The organism is Stutzerimonas kunmingensis (assembly GCF_014764705.1).
Taxonomy (GTDB): Bacteria; Pseudomonadota; Gammaproteobacteria; order Pseudomonadales; family Pseudomonadaceae; genus Stutzerimonas.
This window is the reverse complement of the sequence record NZ_JACXXG010000017.1, coordinates 1-15937: the sequence shown is the minus strand read 5'-3', so window position 1 is coordinate 15937 and position 15937 is coordinate 1. Positions and strand designations below refer to the sequence as shown.

General features: G+C 62.1%; 8 protein-coding genes. 4 read left to right on the top strand and 4 right to left on the bottom strand.

Translation table 11 applies throughout. From position 1 onward, the window contains the following. Nucleotides 1–32: 32 nt before the first annotated feature. Entirely contained in the window at nt 33–2978 is a 2946-nt protein-coding gene (glnE, locus tag IEG05_RS13830; RefSeq protein WP_191122233.1) for a bifunctional [glutamate--ammonia ligase]-adenylyl-L-tyrosine phosphorylase/[glutamate--ammonia-ligase] adenylyltransferase, read from the bottom strand. 266 nt (nt 2979–3244) lie between these two features. Between glnE and aceE the strand changes: the two genes are divergently transcribed. After that, entirely contained in the window at nt 3245–5890 is a 2646-nt protein-coding gene (gene aceE / locus IEG05_RS13825) for a pyruvate dehydrogenase (acetyl-transferring), homodimeric type (protein WP_191122232.1), read from the top strand. 27 nt (nt 5891–5917) lie between these two features. Further along, nucleotides 5918–7924: a dihydrolipoyllysine-residue acetyltransferase gene (gene aceF, locus IEG05_RS13820; RefSeq protein WP_191122231.1), complete on the top strand. Its 2007-nt coding sequence runs from the start codon at nt 5918–5920 to the stop codon at nt 7922–7924. A gap of 86 nt (nt 7925–8010) precedes the next feature. On the opposite strand, the gene IEG05_RS13815 is transcribed toward aceF, so the two are convergent. Further along, the gene (locus IEG05_RS13815; RefSeq protein ID WP_191122230.1) at nt 8011–8499 is read right to left on the bottom strand and encodes a hypothetical protein; all 489 of its coding nucleotides are present in this window, start codon (nt 8497–8499) and stop codon (nt 8011–8013) included. A 149-nt stretch (nt 8500–8648) separates the two neighbouring features. Between IEG05_RS13815 and IEG05_RS13810 the strand changes: the two genes are divergently transcribed. Together IEG05_RS13810 and msrA are read left to right on the top strand one after the other, a co-directional pair. Beyond that, nucleotides 8649–11321 carry a bifunctional diguanylate cyclase/phosphodiesterase gene (locus tag IEG05_RS13810; protein ID WP_191122229.1) on the top strand — a complete coding sequence of 891 codons (2673 nt, stop codon included), beginning with the start codon at nt 8649–8651 and terminating at the stop codon, nt 11319–11321. A gap of 111 nt (nt 11322–11432) precedes the next feature. After that, complete coding sequence (gene msrA, locus IEG05_RS13805) at nt 11433–12080, top strand: peptide-methionine (S)-S-oxide reductase MsrA (RefSeq protein WP_014818872.1); 648 nt, start codon at nt 11433–11435, stop codon at nt 12078–12080. Between the two features lie 412 nt (nt 12081–12492). Here the strand turns inward: msrA and IEG05_RS13800 are convergent, their stop codons facing one another. Then, nucleotides 12493–14271, bottom strand: a complete 1779-nt coding sequence (locus tag IEG05_RS13800; RefSeq protein ID WP_191122228.1) for an acyl-CoA dehydrogenase C-terminal domain-containing protein — start codon at nt 14269–14271, stop codon at nt 12493–12495. A 139-nt stretch (nt 14272–14410) separates the two neighbouring features. Continuing rightward, a complete protein-coding gene (locus tag IEG05_RS13795; protein ID WP_191122227.1) occupies nt 14411–15700 on the bottom strand; it encodes a GGDEF domain-containing protein in 1290 nt (429 codons plus the stop codon). Nucleotides 15701–15937: the final 237 nt, after the last annotated feature.

Sequence of the window (15937 nt, the reverse complement as noted above, 5' to 3'; positions counted from 1 at the left end):
AATTCGAATTTGCCAGTAGCCCGACGAGGGGCTCAGCTTAGGCCCAACTCACGCCAGATACGCATGACAGCGCGGCGCTCGTCGTGGAATTGATCCCCACTCACCACTCCGGGCTGCTTCTGCAGTGATTGCCGGTGCGCTGCGGCGCGGTAGGCCTTGTAGGCATCCTGCAGCAGCCGAACCTCATCGCCGGTCATCAACCCGGCCTGCTCCAACCCATCGAGAATGCGGATGTTATCGGTATAGCGCAGCAGTTCGGGATGCTGGTGCGACCACGCCAAAGCCGCGTATTGCACCATAAATTCGATATCCACGATACCACCGGCGTCCTGCTTGAGATTGAACTCGGCAGCGGCGTCGAAGGCTTGCTCGGCAGTCCCCGCATGTGTCGCGCGGGTCCCGAGGTTGTCGCGCATCTTCGCGCGCATGTCGCTGACTTCGCGACGCAGCGCATCCAGATCACGCTCACGACCGAGCACACCGGCGCGCACCCGTTCGAAGTCGGCGGTCAGCTGCGGGCAGCCAACCAGCACCCGCGCACGCACCAGCGCCTGGTGCTCCCAGGTCCAGGCTTCCTGACCCTGGTAGCGCTCGAAGGCGCCGAGGGAGCTGACCAGCAGCCCGGAAGCGCCGGACGGACGCAGGCGCATGTCGACCTCGTACAGCTGGCCGGAGGTGGTCTGGGTGGCCAGCAGATGAATGATGCGCTGACCGAGACGGGTAAAGAACTGCGCGGTGTCGATGGGCTTGGCGCCATTGGTCTCGGCGGCAGGGTCCCCGTCATGGATGAACACCAAATCCAGGTCGGAACCGTGACCGAGCTCGATCCCGCCGACCTTGCCGTAACCGACGATGACGAAGGCCGGATCGCACAGCGTGCCGTCGCTGCGCTGCGGCTGACCATGACGCGCGACAGTGTGGCGCCAGGCCAGGGTCAGCACTTCCTGCAGAATGGCCTCCGCCAGCCAGGTCAGGTAGTCGCTGACCTTCATCAACGGCAGCGTCCCGGCGATCTCCGAGGCTGCGACGCGCAGGCGATGCGCCAGCTTGAAATGACGCAGCGCCTCCATCTGCTGCTCGAGGTCATCCTCGGGAATACGCATCAGCCGCTCGCGCAATTCTGCGGCCAGCTCCGGCGCCAGCGGCGGGCTATACAAACGACCGGCGTTGAGCAATTCGTCGAGCAGCAACGGGAAGCGAGCGATCTGCTCGGCGATCCACGGGCTGGCCGCGCAGAGTTCCAGCAGCCGCTGCAGCGCCCCGGGATTTTCGGTCAGCAGTACGAGATAGGCCGAACGCCGGGCGACCGCTTCCACCAGCGGCAGTACACGTTCGAGCACCAGATCCGGGTCGTCCTGCTCGACGGCCTGCGCCAGCAGACGAGGAATGAAGGCGTCCAGTCGCTCACGGCCGAGACGCTGCATGGTCCTGACCTGACTGGCATTGCGCAGTGCAGCAAGACGCTGACAGGCGCCCTGGCCATCACGGAAACCCGCCTCGGACAGCTGGCGGCAGGCGAACTCCTCGTCCCAGTCCTGCTCCCACAGCGGCAGCCACTCGCCGCCGACCAGCGCCTCGCCTTCGGCATTCTCGTCCTCGTCCGGGTCGGCGATAACCTGGTGAAAATGCCAGTCGATACGCCCACGCCAGTGCAACAGCTGCTCGTGGAAGGCCTGCCAGCTGTCGAAACCGAGCATGAAGGCGACCCGCGCGCAGTCAACTTCAGTCTCCGGCAGCATCTGCGTCTGGCGATCGGCGATGGCCTGCAGCGCATGCTCGGTATAGCGCAGAAACTCGTAGCCTTCGCGCAGCTCCTTCACCGCCGCACCCGGCAGATAGCCCTGACCTTCCAGGGTAGCCAGCACCTTGAGCAACGGCCGCTGTTGCAGGCTGAGATCGCGCCCGCCGTGAATCAGCTGAAACGCCTGGGCGATGAACTCCACCTCGCGGATGCCGCCGGCACCCAGCTTGATATTCGAAGCCATGCCCTTGCGCCGCACTTCCTGCTGGATCAGCTGCTTCATGGTGCGCAGCGCTTCGATGGCGGAGAAATCAAGGTAGCGCCGATAGACGAACGGCCGCAGCATTTCCAACAGCTCCTTGCCGGCCTGCTGGTCGCCACCGATGACACGCGCCTTGATCATCGCGTAGCGCTCCCAGTCACGCCCCTGGTCCTGGTAGTACTGTTCCAGCGCGTTGAAGCTGTAGACCAGCGGACCGGACGAACCGTACGGGCGTAGGCGCATATCGACGCGGAAGACGAAGCCATCGACGGTGATGGCGTCCAGCGACTTGATCAGCCGCTGACCGAGCCGGACGAAGAACTCCTGATTGTCCAGCGAGCGCTTGGCACCCACGGTTTCGCCACCTTCGGGGTATCCGAAGATCAGGTCGATGTCCGAGGACAGATTCAGCTCATGGGCGCCCAGCTTGCCCATGCCAAGGATGACCATGTGTTGCGGGTTGCCGCTGCGACGCCCGGTGGGTACGCCGAACTGCTCGCAATGGCGTGTGTACAGCCAGTGATACGCCAGATCGACCGAAGCGTCGGCGAGATCGGAAAGGTCGCGACAGGTTTCGGCAAGCTCGGCCTGACGGGTCAGGTCGCGCCAGATGATCCGCACCTGCTGGCGGGTCCGGAAGCGGCGCAGGGTCAGCGCCAGGGCATCCTCGCTGTCGCACGCGGCGACCTGCTCGCTCAGTGCGTCACGCATCTCGACCGGCGCGAGCGATCTGTCCAGCCAGCCCAGCTCGGCCAGCTGCAGCAGCATCTGCGGATCTCGACTAACCTGTTCGCTGACAAAGTCGCTCGCCGCACAGACCCGGCCGAACGCCTCGCGCTGCTCCACCAGCCAGGCGCGGCAACGTGCCGCAATGGCATCCGACAGGCTGCCGGCAGCAGCGAGGAACGACTCTTCGGCACGACTGACAAAAGGCAGAAGCGAGGGCGGCAATGCAACCAGCGATGGCAGACTCATTGAGGTTTCCTTCACAGCAACACAGTGAAACCGCTCGATTCAGAGCCTCGCAGATGCCTTTCTCAGGAAAATGCCAGCGCCGCTGATCTGTAGTTTTACTACTAAAGAGTATTTCAGGGGGCTGATCCCGACGTCATTTTGTAGTAAAACTACAGACGCCCGGTCCTACCCCCGGCACTCGTCCAAGAACATTACACGCACCGGCCCACAAAGCCGGTCGCGAACAGGCAACCGATTCTGGAAGCCTTTCCGCCATGGAGCAAGCCATGCAAGATCTCGATCCCGTCGAAACCCAGGAATGGCTGGACGCCCTCGAGTCCGTCCTCGACCGCGAGGGTGAAGACCGCGCTCACTACCTGATGACCCGGATGGGTGAACTGGCCACACGTAGCGGCACCCCCCTGCCCTACGGCATCACCACGCCGTACCGCAATACCATCCCCGTCACCCGCGAAGCCAAAATGCCAGGCGACCTGTTCATGGAGCGGCGCATTCGCTCCCTGGTCCGCTGGAACGCACTGGCCATGGTGATGCGCGCCAATCTCAAGGATCCGGATCTGGGTGGCCACATCTCCACCTTTGCTTCCAGCGCGACCCTCTACGACATCGGCTTCAACTACTTCTTCCAGGCGCCAACCGAAGAACATGGCGGCGACCTGATCTACTATCAGGGCCACGCTTCCCCCGGCATCTATGCCCGCGCCTTCCTCGAAGGCCGCCTGAGCGAAGAGCAGATGCTCAACTTCCGCCAGGAAGTCGATGGCAAGGGTCTGTCGAGCTACCCGCACCCGCACCTGATGCCGGACTTCTGGCAGTTCCCGACCGTGTCCATGGGCCTCGGCCCGATCACTGCGATCTACCAGGCACGCTTCATGAAGTACCTGGAAAACCGCGGCTTCATTCCGAAAGGCAAGCAGCGCGTCTGGTGCTTCATCGGTGACGGCGAGTGCGACGAGCCGGAAACCCTCGGCGCCATTTCCCTCGCCGGCCGTGAGAACCTCGACAACCTGGTGTTCGTAATCAACTGCAACCTGCAGCGTCTGGACGGCCCGGTGCGCGGCAACAGCAAGATCATTCAGGAACTGGAAGGCGTGTTCAAAGGCGCCAACTGGAACGTCAACAAGGTGGTCTGGGGTCGCCTGTGGGATCCGCTGTTCGCCGCCGACGAAGACGGCCGCATGCAGCGCCGCATGGACGAGGCGATCGACGGGGAATACCAGAACTACAAGGCCAAAGACGGCGCCTATGTGCGCAAACACTTCTTTGGTGCTGACCCTGAGCTGCTCAAGCGTGTCGAGAGCATGTCCGACGAGGAAGTCTGGAAGCTCAACCGCGGCGGCCACGATCCGTACAAGGTCTATGCGGCCTATCACCAGGCGGTCAACCACAAGGGTCAGCCAACGGTCATCCTGGCCAAGACCATCAAGGGCTACGGCACCGGTGCCGGCGAGGCGAAGAACATCGCCCACAACACCAAGAAAGTCGATATCGACAGCCTGAAGAAATTCCGCGACCGCTTTGACATTCCGGTCAACGATTCGCAGCTCGAAGAACTGCCGTTCTACCGCCCGGCCGAAGACAGCGCCGAAATGCGCTACCTGCGCAAGTGCCGCGAAAAGCTCGGCGGATCGCTCCCGCAGCGCCGGCCGAAGAGCTTCAGCATCCCGACGCCGCCGCTCGACACGCTCAAGGCCGTGCTCGACGGTTCCGGGGATCGCGAGATATCCACCACCATGGCGTTCGGTCGGATTCTCTCGCAGCTGGTCAAGGACAAGGATCTGGGCAAGCGCATCGTGCCGATCCTCGCCGACGAGGCACGTACCTTCGGCATGGAAGGCATGTTCCGCCAGCTGGGCATCTACTCCCCGGTGGGGCAGCTGTACGAGCCGGTCGACCGCGACCAGGTGATGTACTACCGCGAGGAAAAGGATGGCCAGATCCTCCAGGAAGGCCTCAACGAAGCGGGTGCATTCTCCTCGTTCATCGCTGCCGGTACCGCCTACAGCAACTACAACCAGCCGATGCTGCCGGTGTACATCTTCTACTCGATGTTCGGCTTCCAGCGCATCGGCGACCTGGCTTGGGCGGCGGGCGATGCGCAGACCCGCGGCTTCCTGCTGGGGGGCACCTCCGGACGCACCACGCTGAACGGCGAAGGCCTGCAGCACGAGGACGGCCACAGCCACATCCTCGCCAGCACCATCCCCAACTGCCGTAGCTATGACCCCACCTACGGCTACGAGCTGGCAGTGATCATGCATCACGGCATGCACGAAATGATGGAGCAGCAGAAGAGCGTCTACTACTACATCACCGTGATGAACGAGAACTACCAGCAGCCGGCCATGCCGCAGGGTGTCGAGGACGGCATCATCAAGGGCATGTACCTGCTCGAAGAAGCCAAGGGCGACTTCAAGCACCGCGTGCAGTTGCTGGGCTCGGGCACCATCCTGCGTGAAGTGCGCGCCGCGGTGGACATCCTCGCCAAGATGGGCGTCGGCGCCGACGTCTGGAGCGTGACCAGCTTCAATGAGCTGCGCCGCGATGGCCTGGCGGTAGACCGCTGGAACCGTTTGCACCCGACCGAAGAACCTCGCAAGAGCTACGTCGAGCAGTGTCTGGAAGGCCGCGAAGGTCCGGTGGTGGCCTCGACCGACTACATGAAGCTGTTCGCCGATCAGATTCGCCAGTGGGTTCCGTCGCGCGAATACCAGGTGCTCGGCACTGACGGCTTTGGCCGCAGCGACTCGCGCGCCAAGCTGCGCGACTTCTTCGAAGTCGACCGTCGCTGGGTTGCCGTCGCGGCACTGCAGGCACTCGCCGATCGCGGCGCCATCGAACGCACCGTGGTGGCCAACGCCATCACCGAGTTCGGTATCGACCCCGAGAAGCGCAATCCGCTGGATTGCTGATGCTGCGTGCGCACAGGAGAACCTATTGTGAGTGAAACCATACGCGTACCCGACATCGGCAGCGGTGAGGGTGAAGTAATCGAGTTGTTCGTCAAGGCCGGCGACCGTATCGAAGCCGACCAAAGCATCCTGACGCTGGAGTCCGATAAGGCCAGCATGGAAATCCCCGCGCCCAAGGCTGGTGTCGTGAAAGCCTTGAAGGTCAAGCTCGGCGACCGCCTGAAAGAAGGTGACGAGCTGCTCGAGCTGGAAAGCGAAGCAGGAACCGACAGCGAAGCGCCGGCGCAAGCCGCGGCCGAGCCTGCCGCTGCCAGCACTGGCGGCCCGACTGATGAAGCCGAAGCACCTACGCCTCCGGGAGATGACAATTCTTCGGCCTCCGCCGAGGAAGGCGAGTCGCAGGAAATCAAGGTTCCGGACATCGGCTCCTCCGGCAAGGCCAGCGTGATCGAGATATCAGTGAAGGCCGGCGATACCATCGCCGCCGAGCAACCGCTGATCACTCTCGAGTCCGACAAGGCCAGCATGGAGATCCCCTCTCCAGCCGCTGGCGTAGTCGAGAGCATTTCGGTCAAGGTGGGCGACGAAGTCGGTACCGGCGATCTGATCCTGATCCTCAAGGGTACCGCCTCGAGCAAGCCGGGAGCGGCCAGTGCTCCGACCAGCCAGGCACAAAGCCCGGCCAAGGAGAAACTGACCGAGCAGGCCGCAGAAGCACCGGCCGAAACTGCAGGCGAGTCCGTGGAGGAGGTTCGTATTCCGGACATCGGTTCCAGCGGCAGCGCCAAGGTCATCGAAGTCATGATCAAGGCTGGCGACAGCGTCGAGGCGGACCAGTCGCTGATCACCTTGGAATCCGACAAGGCCAGCATGGAAATTCCGGCGCCCAAGGCGGGCGTGGTGGAGTCGCTGTCGATCAAGGTGGGTGACGATGCCAAGACCGGCGACCTGATCCTGACCCTCAAGGTCCAGGGCTCGGCGCCAGCGAAAAAGGCCGAGAGCAGGCCGCAGAAGGCCGTTTCCCAGCAGCAGGCCGTCGCACCGAACAAGCAGGGCGTACCGGAGGCGAAGGCCGCGGCGACGCCGGCTCCGGCCGTCAGCGGTCCGAGCAAGGCCGGCACCAAGGTTCACGCCGGGCCGGCGGTTCGCATGACCGCGCGCGAGTACGGCGTCGACCTGGCCGATGTTCCGGCCACCGGTCCCAAGGGCCGGATTCTCAAGGAAGATGTCCAGGCCTACGTCAAGAACATGCTGCACAAGGCCAAGCAGGCTCCGGCCGAAGGTGCCTCGGGTGGTGCCGGCATTCCGCCGATCCCGGCCGTGGACTTCAGCAAGTTCGGCGAAGTCGAAGAAGTCGCGATGTCGCGCCTGATGCAGATCGGCGCAGCCAACCTGCACCGCAGCTGGCTGAACGTACCGCACGTGACCCAGTTCGAATCGGCCGACATCACCGAACTGGAGGCTTTCCGCGTCTCCCAGAAGGCTGCCGCCGAGAAGGCCGGCGTCAAGCTCACCGTGCTGCCGTTGTTGCTCAAGGCGTGTGCGCACCTGCTCAAGGAGCTGCCGGACTTCAACAGCTCGCTGGCGCCAAGCGGCAAGGCACTGATCCGCAAGAAGTATGTGCACATCGGCTTCGCCGTGGATACGCCGGATGGCCTGATGGTCCCGGTGATCAAGAACGTGGATCAGAAGAGTTTGCTGCAGTTGGCTGGCGAAGCGGCCGAGCTGGCGGAGAAAGCGCGCAGCAAGAAGCTCTCGCCTGACGCCATGCAGGGTGCCTGCTTCACCATTTCCAGCCTTGGCCACATTGGCGGCACCGGCTTCACGCCGATCGTCAACGCGCCGGAAGTGGCGATTCTCGGGGTATCCAAGGCGACGATGCAGCCAGTCTGGGACGGCAAGGCATTCGAGCCGCGCCTGATGTTGCCGCTCTCGCTGTCCTACGATCACCGTGTGATCAACGGGGCTGCCGCCGCACGCTTCACCAAACGGCTGTCGGAGCTGCTGGCGGATATCCGCACCCTGCTGCTGTAACGGCTGAGCCAAACGAAAACGCCGCATCCTCTGAAGAAGATGCGGCGTTTTCTATTGTGCAGGGATCACGCGTACCGACTGCTGCGTCAACCCTTCTGCAGATTACGAATCAGAAAAGACAGCGCCTTGGCCAGCTCTTCGGCACCCTGCGGGTCGCGCAGAATGACCAGCAAAGGCAGGCCGTCGATGGGGCTGCTGATCGAACAACTGAACCCTTGCGCAGGACACTGATATTGCAGGTAGGGATCAAGCCCGAATACCGACAGACTGCGGTTGCGCACGGCAACACCGCTGCTGCTGCTGCGGACTTCCTCGCGTATGCGCAACTCGCCAGGAGTGGCCACGCTCAGCTCGTAGAGAAAGTCCTGCGGATTGGCCTGGCCAACCTGATAACCCGCTCGCAATGCGTAGGTATCGAGCAATCCGTTACTATGCGCGAGCAGCGCTTCGCGATCGCTGCTGGTGAGATAAAGCTTTTTCAATTCAGTGAGATAGCGAGTCGACTCATCCGAGCCGAACTCCACCACTTCACTCGCGATCAGAGGTGTTCCGATCACGCAGAGAACCGAGACCATCACTAACTTTGCAAGCCGACTTGTCAGTCCCTGTCGCATGATGCACCCTTGCCGAAATTAATATTATTTAGCCATCGTCCTTCGCTGGAACGGCGCCTGGAGCACAGGCCAGCCCGACTCCGTGGAGCATACTGGAAGCCAACCGCTCGATGAAAATACATACCGATGCCGCCAGCCGTCTGGCGACCGAGGTTGTGACGCAGTTGCCAGTGCCTTCACGGCTCGGCATGCTGCGTTTCGAGCGCTTGAACGAGTCCAGCTGGACACTGCTGTTTCTCGACCCTGCTTGCGAGCGTTATCTCGGTGTTTCCGCCGGCGACCTTTGCTCCCTGGTAGACGCCCCCTACGCCAGCCTGATGGAGCCCAGCGTCCGTCACCAGCTACACGAAGAGATTCAGCAACAGCTGACAGGCCGCAGCCACTATTCAGTCAGCTATCGACTGCACACGCCTGACGGCGTGCAGGACATCACCGAACTCGGCGAAGTTTGCCAGCAGTATGGTCGCGAGCTGCTCAGGGGCTATCTGATGCCCGGACGCCAGCCTGAATCGGATCAGGATCTCAGGGCGCAGAACGCCCGACTGCGCACGGCGCTGCAGCAACATCAGCAAGCCCAGGACGAACACATCGAGCACATGCTGCGCTCGCGCACCCAGCAGAGCCTGATCGTCAGGCTGGCTCGGCATCGCTACGGCTCCGCCAATCCGGAACTGGAAGCGGCACAGCTGATCACCCAGGCCGCCTGCGAAGTCTACGAGCTGAACCGCGCGACAATCTGGCATCTGGACGGCACGCGCCTGGAGCCGGTGTCGTGCTACCGACTCGACAGCGACCATTACGAAACGCCCTCAGCCCTGGAACTCGCACCCTTTCCCCGCTACTTGCAGGCGCTGCAGAGCGGTCGCGCCGTCGATGCGCAGGACGTGTCCCAGGATCATCGCACCTGCGAACTTGACCAGCTTATCTATCGCCCGCAGGGCGTTCGCTCGATCCTGGACGCCAGCATTCGAGTCGGTGGGGAGGTAATCGGCGTTCTCAGCCTGCAACACACAGGCAAACCGCGCGCATGGCAGGCCGACGAGATCGCCTTCGCCGGCGAGCTGGCCGATCAGTATGCGCAGGTGCTGGCCAATCAGCAGCGGCTCAGCGCAACCCATATGCTCGGCCTGTTCCAGCGCGCCGTGGAACAGAGCGCCAGCGCTTTCATCCTGGTCGACCGAGAAGGCCGGGTGGAATATGTGAATCCGGCATTCACCGTCATCAGCCAGTTTTCCTCAGCCGAGGTACGCGGTCAGCGTCTGGCCGATCTGAAGGCTCTGGAAAACCTCGGCGAGCTACTGTTCGACACCTCTTCGGTACTTGCCCACAGCAACAGCTGGCAGGGCGAGTTCCGCTCCCGACGCAAGAACCTCGAGCCGTACTGGGGTCAGCTTTCCATCTCCAAGGTCTTCAATGATGAAGGCGCGCTGACCCACTACATCGGTATCTACGAGGACATCACCCGCAGCAAACTGGCGCATCAGCATATCGAGCGTCTGGCCTATACCGACAACCTGACCAACCTGGGCAATCGCCCGTACTTCATTCGCAGCATCGAGGAGCGCTTTGCCGCCGGCGCCGAGCCCAGACTCTGCCTGTTGCTGGTGGACATCGACAACTTCAAGCGCATCAACGACAGCCTCGGCCACCAGACCGGCGACAAGCTGCTCACCAGCCTTGCCCGGCGACTGCGCAACGGACTCAGCCAGCAGGCCGTACTGGCACGCTTTGCCAGCAACGAGTTCGCCCTGCTGTTCGATGACAAGGGACTGGACGAAGGCGTCCGCCTGGCAGACCAGGTGCTGCGCATCCTCGATAAGCCGCTATTCGTCGACAAGCAGCTGATCAGCGTCAGCGGGTCCCTGGGGCTGGCGTGCTCGCCTCAGCACGGGCGTGACCCGGAAACGCTGATGAAGCATGCCGGGCAAGCGCTGCACAAGGCCAAGGCGAACGGCAAGAACCAGGTGCAGATATTTACCGAAGCCCTGCATGCCGAAGCCAACTACAAGCTGTTCGTCGAGAACAACCTGCGCCGTGCGCTGCTGCAGAACGAGTTGGAGGTGTTCTACCAGCCCAAGCTATGCCTGCATACCGGCCGGCTGCAGGGGCTGGAAGCGCTGCTGCGCTGGAACCATCCGGAAAAGGGCATGATCCGCCCGGATCAGTTCATCAGCGTCGCGGAAGAAACCGGGCTGATCATCCCGATCGGCAAGTGGGTCGCGCGGGAAGCTTGCCGGATGGGCGTCACCCTTTCCGCGCTAGGCCTTGGCACGCCCCAGATCGCAATCAACCTTTCACCCAAGCAATTCTCGGATCCGGATCTGCTTGGCACGATCGCCGCAATTCTGCTCGAAGAGCAACTTCCCGCCGCGCAGCTGGAGCTGGAGCTGACAGAAAGCCTCCTGCTCGAAGCCACCGAGGAAACCCGACAGCAGCTGATCGGCCTCAAGGCGCTCGGCCTGACGCTGGCCATGGACGACTTCGGCACTGGGTATTCCTCACTGAGCTACCTGAAGAAATTCCCCATCGACGTGATCAAGATCGATCGCAGCTTTATCAAGGACATCCCGGGCAACCAGGACGACGTGGAGATCACCTCGGCAGTGATCGCCATGGCCCGCAAGCTGCACCTGAAGGTCGTCGCTGAAGGAATCGAAACACCGGAGCAGCTGAAATTCCTGCGTCGTCATCGCTGTGATATCGGTCAGGGCTACCTGTTCGACAAGCCGATCCCCGGCAACATCCTGACCGAGGCTCTGCGCCGCTATCCCCAATGGTGCTAAGCGCCAGTCGTTTGCGCAGGACTCTGCGACGCGTGGTAGCCGTGGCGCTTTCACTGACTCCCGGGCTTTTGTAGCCTAGCTCGTCAGCCACCTTCCCCGCTCGAGGCTCGCATGTCGCTACGCTCGCAGATTCTGATCAACAAACAGGCACTGCCCACCGCCGAGCAGGCCTTGCCCGGCCGCTCGACACCCATACCGGTCCCCCCCGCCCACTACGTCAATGGCAACCCGCTGCAGCCGCCCTTTCCAGCAGGGCTTTGCCAGGCGGTGTTTGGCATGGGCTGCTTCTGGGGAGCGGAACGCCGGTTTTGGGAGCAGCCGGGAGTCTGGACGACGGCTGTCGGCTATGCCGGAGGCCTGACCCCGAACCCGACGTACGATGAAGTCTGTTCCGGGCTTACCGGGCATACGGAGGCGGTACTGGTGGTCTTCGATCCTCAGCAGATCGACTACGGCACGCTGTTACGCGTTTTCTGGGAGGCTCACAACCCGACTCAGGGAATGCGGCAGGGTAACGATGTCGGCAGCCAGTATCGTTCGGCGATCTACTGCATGGATGCACAGCAGCGCAGCGAGGCGGAGACGAGTCGTGAACGTTTCCAGCAGCAACTGAGCGCAGCGGGCTTTCCGGCCATCACCACCGAGATCGACGACGCGCCGCCCTTCTTCTACGCAGAGGCCTACCACCAGCAGTATCTGGCAAAGAATCCTGGGGGATATTGCGGGTTGGGCGGCACTGGTGTGTGCCTGCCGAGTTGATGCCGGGACATCGGCCTAAGCCTAAGCGGTCGCAAGGCCGCTTGAATGGCTGACTACTGGCATAAGAACTAAGCAGAAAAGAAAAACCCCGCCGAAGCGGGGCTCTGCAGACTGAATCCTGACATCCATGATCGCGCGCCATCCTGGCGCCGCTCCCTGTGTGATCCGTTTTATTGATTTGCGCTTTCCATGCGCCACGTCCTTAAGCAGTAGATTACCGTCAGACCTTGTGAGCCTGTAGTAGCCATTGTGCATCACGCCTTGTAAGCCTTTTCCTACATCGCGTCATCCTTGATGCAATGCTGTAAGTCCAGGCTTACATGGTGCGGTTTTTATGACCTGAAGGGCGGCTTAATCGTTCCGCGTCATGGCCAAATAATTTCATATTGCCTTTAGATTAAGCCGCGGCTTCTCAGAATTGAGCAGCGTCGAGCAGGTACAGCGACTCGCTTCCGGCCTTGACCGAAGCGCTCAGCGAATGAATTCGCGGCAACAGGCGAGCAAAGTAGAAACGCGCGGTTCCCAGCTTGCTCTGGTAGAAGTCGCCTTCATCCTGTTTGGCGAATGCCGCTACCGCCATGCGTGCCCACATGTACGCATAAGCGGTGTAGCCGAACACGTGCAGGTACTCCACCGAGGCGGCGCCGATTTCGTTCGGATTCACCTTGGCCTGATCGATTACCCAGGCGGTCAGCTCATCCAGATTGTCCATGGCAGCCTTGAGGGGCTCGGCGAACTCCGCCAGCTCCGGACCGGCATCAGCGATGAATGTACGAATTTCATCGACGAAGGCCTGATACATGGTGCCACCACTGCCGACAATCTTGCGCCCAACCAGGTCCAGCGCTTGAATGCCGTTGGTGCCCTCGTAGATCTGAGTAATGCGGCAGTCACGCACCAGCTGCTCCTGGCCCCACTCGCGGATGAAGCCATGGCCGCCGAAAATCTGCTGCCCATGTACCGTGGTTTCCAGCCCCATGTCAGTGAGGAAGGCCTTGGCTACCGGTGTCAGCAGCGCCACCTGCGCCTCGGCTCGCAGCCGCGCCTCGTCGTCGTCGCTGAACTTGGCGATATCGAGCTGCAGCGCGACATAACTGGAGAACGCGCGACCACCCTCGTTCAGCGCCTTCATGGTCAGCAGCATGCGGCGTACATCCGGATGCACGATGATCGGATCGGCTGCCTTGTCCTGCGCAATCGGTCCGGTCGGTGCGCGGCTCTGGATACGCTCGCGGGCATACTCGATGGCGCTCTGATAGGAGCGCTCGCCAGTCGACAGGCCCTGAATACCGACGCCCAGACGCTCGTAGTTCATCATGGTGAACATCGCTGCGAGGCCCTTGTTCGGCTCGCCGACCATCCAGCCGGTGGCACCGTCGAAGTTCATCACGCAGGTCGCCGAGGCCTGGATACCCATCTTGTGCTCGATGGAACCGCAGGACAGCGAGTTGCGCTCACCCAGGGTGCCGTCCTCGTTGACCATCACCTTCGGCACCAGGAACAACGAGATGCCGCGGGAGCCAGCTGGCGCATCCGGCAGCTTGGCCAGCACCAGGTGGATGATGTTCTCGGTCAGGTCATGCTCGCCACCGGTGATGAATATCTTGGTGCCGCTGATCTTGTAGGAGCCGTCTGCCTGCGGCTCGGCCTTGGTGCGGATAATGCCGAGGTCGGTACCGGCATGAGGTTCGGTCAGACACATGGAGCCGGACCAGACACCGGCATACATGTTCGGCAGGTACTTCTGCTTGAGCTCCTCACTGGCGTGGGCGTAGATCGACAGGCAGGCGCCGGACGTCAGCATCGGATAGAGGCCGAAGGCCAGGCTGGCGGAGTTCATCATCTCTTCGACTTGGGCCGAGATGACCTTGGGCATACCCATCCCGCCGAACGCAGGATCGCCACCGACACCGACCCAGCCGCCTTCGGCATATAGCTGATAAGCCTCGCGGTAGCCGGCGGGCGTAGAAACAGCCCCGGCGTCCCAGCGGCAGCCTTCTTCGTCACCGCTGCGGTTGAGCGGCGCGATGCTGTTGGCGGTGATCTTGCCAGCTTCCTCGAGAATTGCATCGGCCGTCTCGGCATCGACCACTTCGGCCAGCGCTGGCAGCGACTGCCAGAGTTTCGGCGCGTCGAAGACTTCATTCAGGACAAAACGCATGTCGCGCAGCGGCGCTTGGTAGTCAGCCATGGCAAGGTTCCTCGCAAGACACTGGGTTGCGACCACTATGGGCCGTTTGCAGCGAGTCTAACCGAATAACCAGGACAGGATTAAGCGTCTTTTTATGACCAGATAGTTTTGACCAGTCACTATCAATACCGATGCAACCCTAACGCGAATGCTCGGCCATGCGCACCGCGCCGCGGCCACCGCCATGCACTCGCAAACAGTTTCTTCCTGCTTTTTTTGCACTGTACAGCGCTTGGTCGGCGGCCTTGATCACCTCTTCCGGACTGCGCTGCTCGCCTTGTCGCTCCGCCACTCCGATGCTGATGGTCACCGAGACCTGGTTCGCCGACGCCGCTCCCCGGGCCATACGGCCGCGACGATCATCCTTCGGCCGATTGTGTGCGTCACGCAGCTGCAGGGCATAAGCCTCCACCGACTGGCGTACCGCCTCGAGGTGCGGCAGGCACTCCTCGATACTGTGCCCGGGAAATACCAGAGTGAATTCCTCACCGCCATAACGATAGGCGCGCCCACCGCCGCCGATCTTGCGCAGCCGGCTGGCAACCATCTTCAGCACCTGATCACCGACGTCGTGACCATAGGTATCGTTGAAGCGCTTGAAGTGGTCCACATCAGCCATCGCCAGCACGTACTGCCGCCCCAGGCGCTGCAGTCGCTCATTCAGAGCGCGACGCCCAGGCAAGCCGGTCAGCTCGTCACGAAAGGCCATGAGATAAGCCTCATGAGCGATTGCCGTCACCAGCATCAGCAGCACATGGCTGCTCAGAATGTTGAGGGCGGCATAGCGGCTGAACGTCTGCGGCAGCATCAGCAGAATGCCGAGCAGCGCGATGATCTGCGCCGCATGGGAAGGTCGCGGCTGGCGAAGGTACTGGACGATCAGCAATACCAGCGCCACGAGGAACACCGGATACGCCAGCTGGATGAGCGGTAGCCAGTCGGCCTTGAGCGCGGGCCAGCGAATCACCACCAGCCAGGCATGTAACGCTTCCGGAAACCGCTTTGCCAGCGCCACGGCGACGACACCGACGGCAAACAGCACGGCGGCACGGGCCAGACCGTCCTGCGCCAGGTGACTGCGCTCTCGCCACACGCCATACAGGCCGTAAAGCAGCGGCAGCAGCAAGCTGCAGAGATGAAAGGTCAGTGCAGCATCGTCCAGCAGAGTGCCATGCGCCCGGTAGTGATCGGCGTGGATATCGAGGAGGAAATAGGCAAGATAGACGCAGAGCAGCAGAAACAGCTCGCGGATGCGGCCGTACATCATGCAAAGCGCACCGCCGAGCAACAGCAGTACGGTCGGCAGGACGTTATAGAGCGACGTGAAGAACTCGCTCAGCGAAACCTGACGCGCGATGACCTCTCCGCCGAGCAACAGGGCCAATGGCGCGAGAAAATGGCTGAGGCGAGGCGGGACGGCACGCGACACGGCAACTCCGGCATGCTGCCGAGAAAAGCTAGCATTTTGCCTTCTTGCTACCCGTTGTGCAGCCGAAATACCGGCGAAGATGCGGCAAAAGCAGTACAACGTCTGGATCGGGATCGGGTAGGAGGCGGCCTCACGGCCGCCGTCCTCCCACACCACCGTGCGTACGGTTCCGTACACGGCGGTTCAGGCCATGCGGTTAAGCCGATTGATCGTATCCAGTATCGAGACCAGTCCAAG

What these genes read in the sequence shown, in the direction of transcription:
- IEG05_RS13810 (WP_191122229.1), top strand. Translation starts at nt 8,649, where the DNA reads ATGAAAATACATACCGATGCCGCCAGCCGTCTGGCGACCGAGGTTGTG.
- aceE (WP_191122232.1), top strand. Translation starts at nt 3,245, where the DNA reads ATGCAAGATCTCGATCCCGTCGAAACCCAGGAATGGCTGGACGCCCTC.
- glnE (WP_191122233.1), bottom strand. Translation starts at nt 2,978, where the DNA reads ATGAGTCTGCCATCGCTGGTTGCATTGCCGCCCTCGCTTCTGCCTTTT.
- msrA (WP_014818872.1), top strand. Translation starts at nt 11,433, where the DNA reads ATGTCGCTACGCTCGCAGATTCTGATCAACAAACAGGCACTGCCCACC.
- IEG05_RS13800 (WP_191122228.1), bottom strand. Translation starts at nt 14,271, where the DNA reads ATGGCTGACTACCAAGCGCCGCTGCGCGACATGCGTTTTGTCCTGAAT.
- IEG05_RS13815 (WP_191122230.1), bottom strand. Translation starts at nt 8,499, where the DNA reads ATGGTCTCGGTTCTCTGCGTGATCGGAACACCTCTGATCGCGAGTGAA.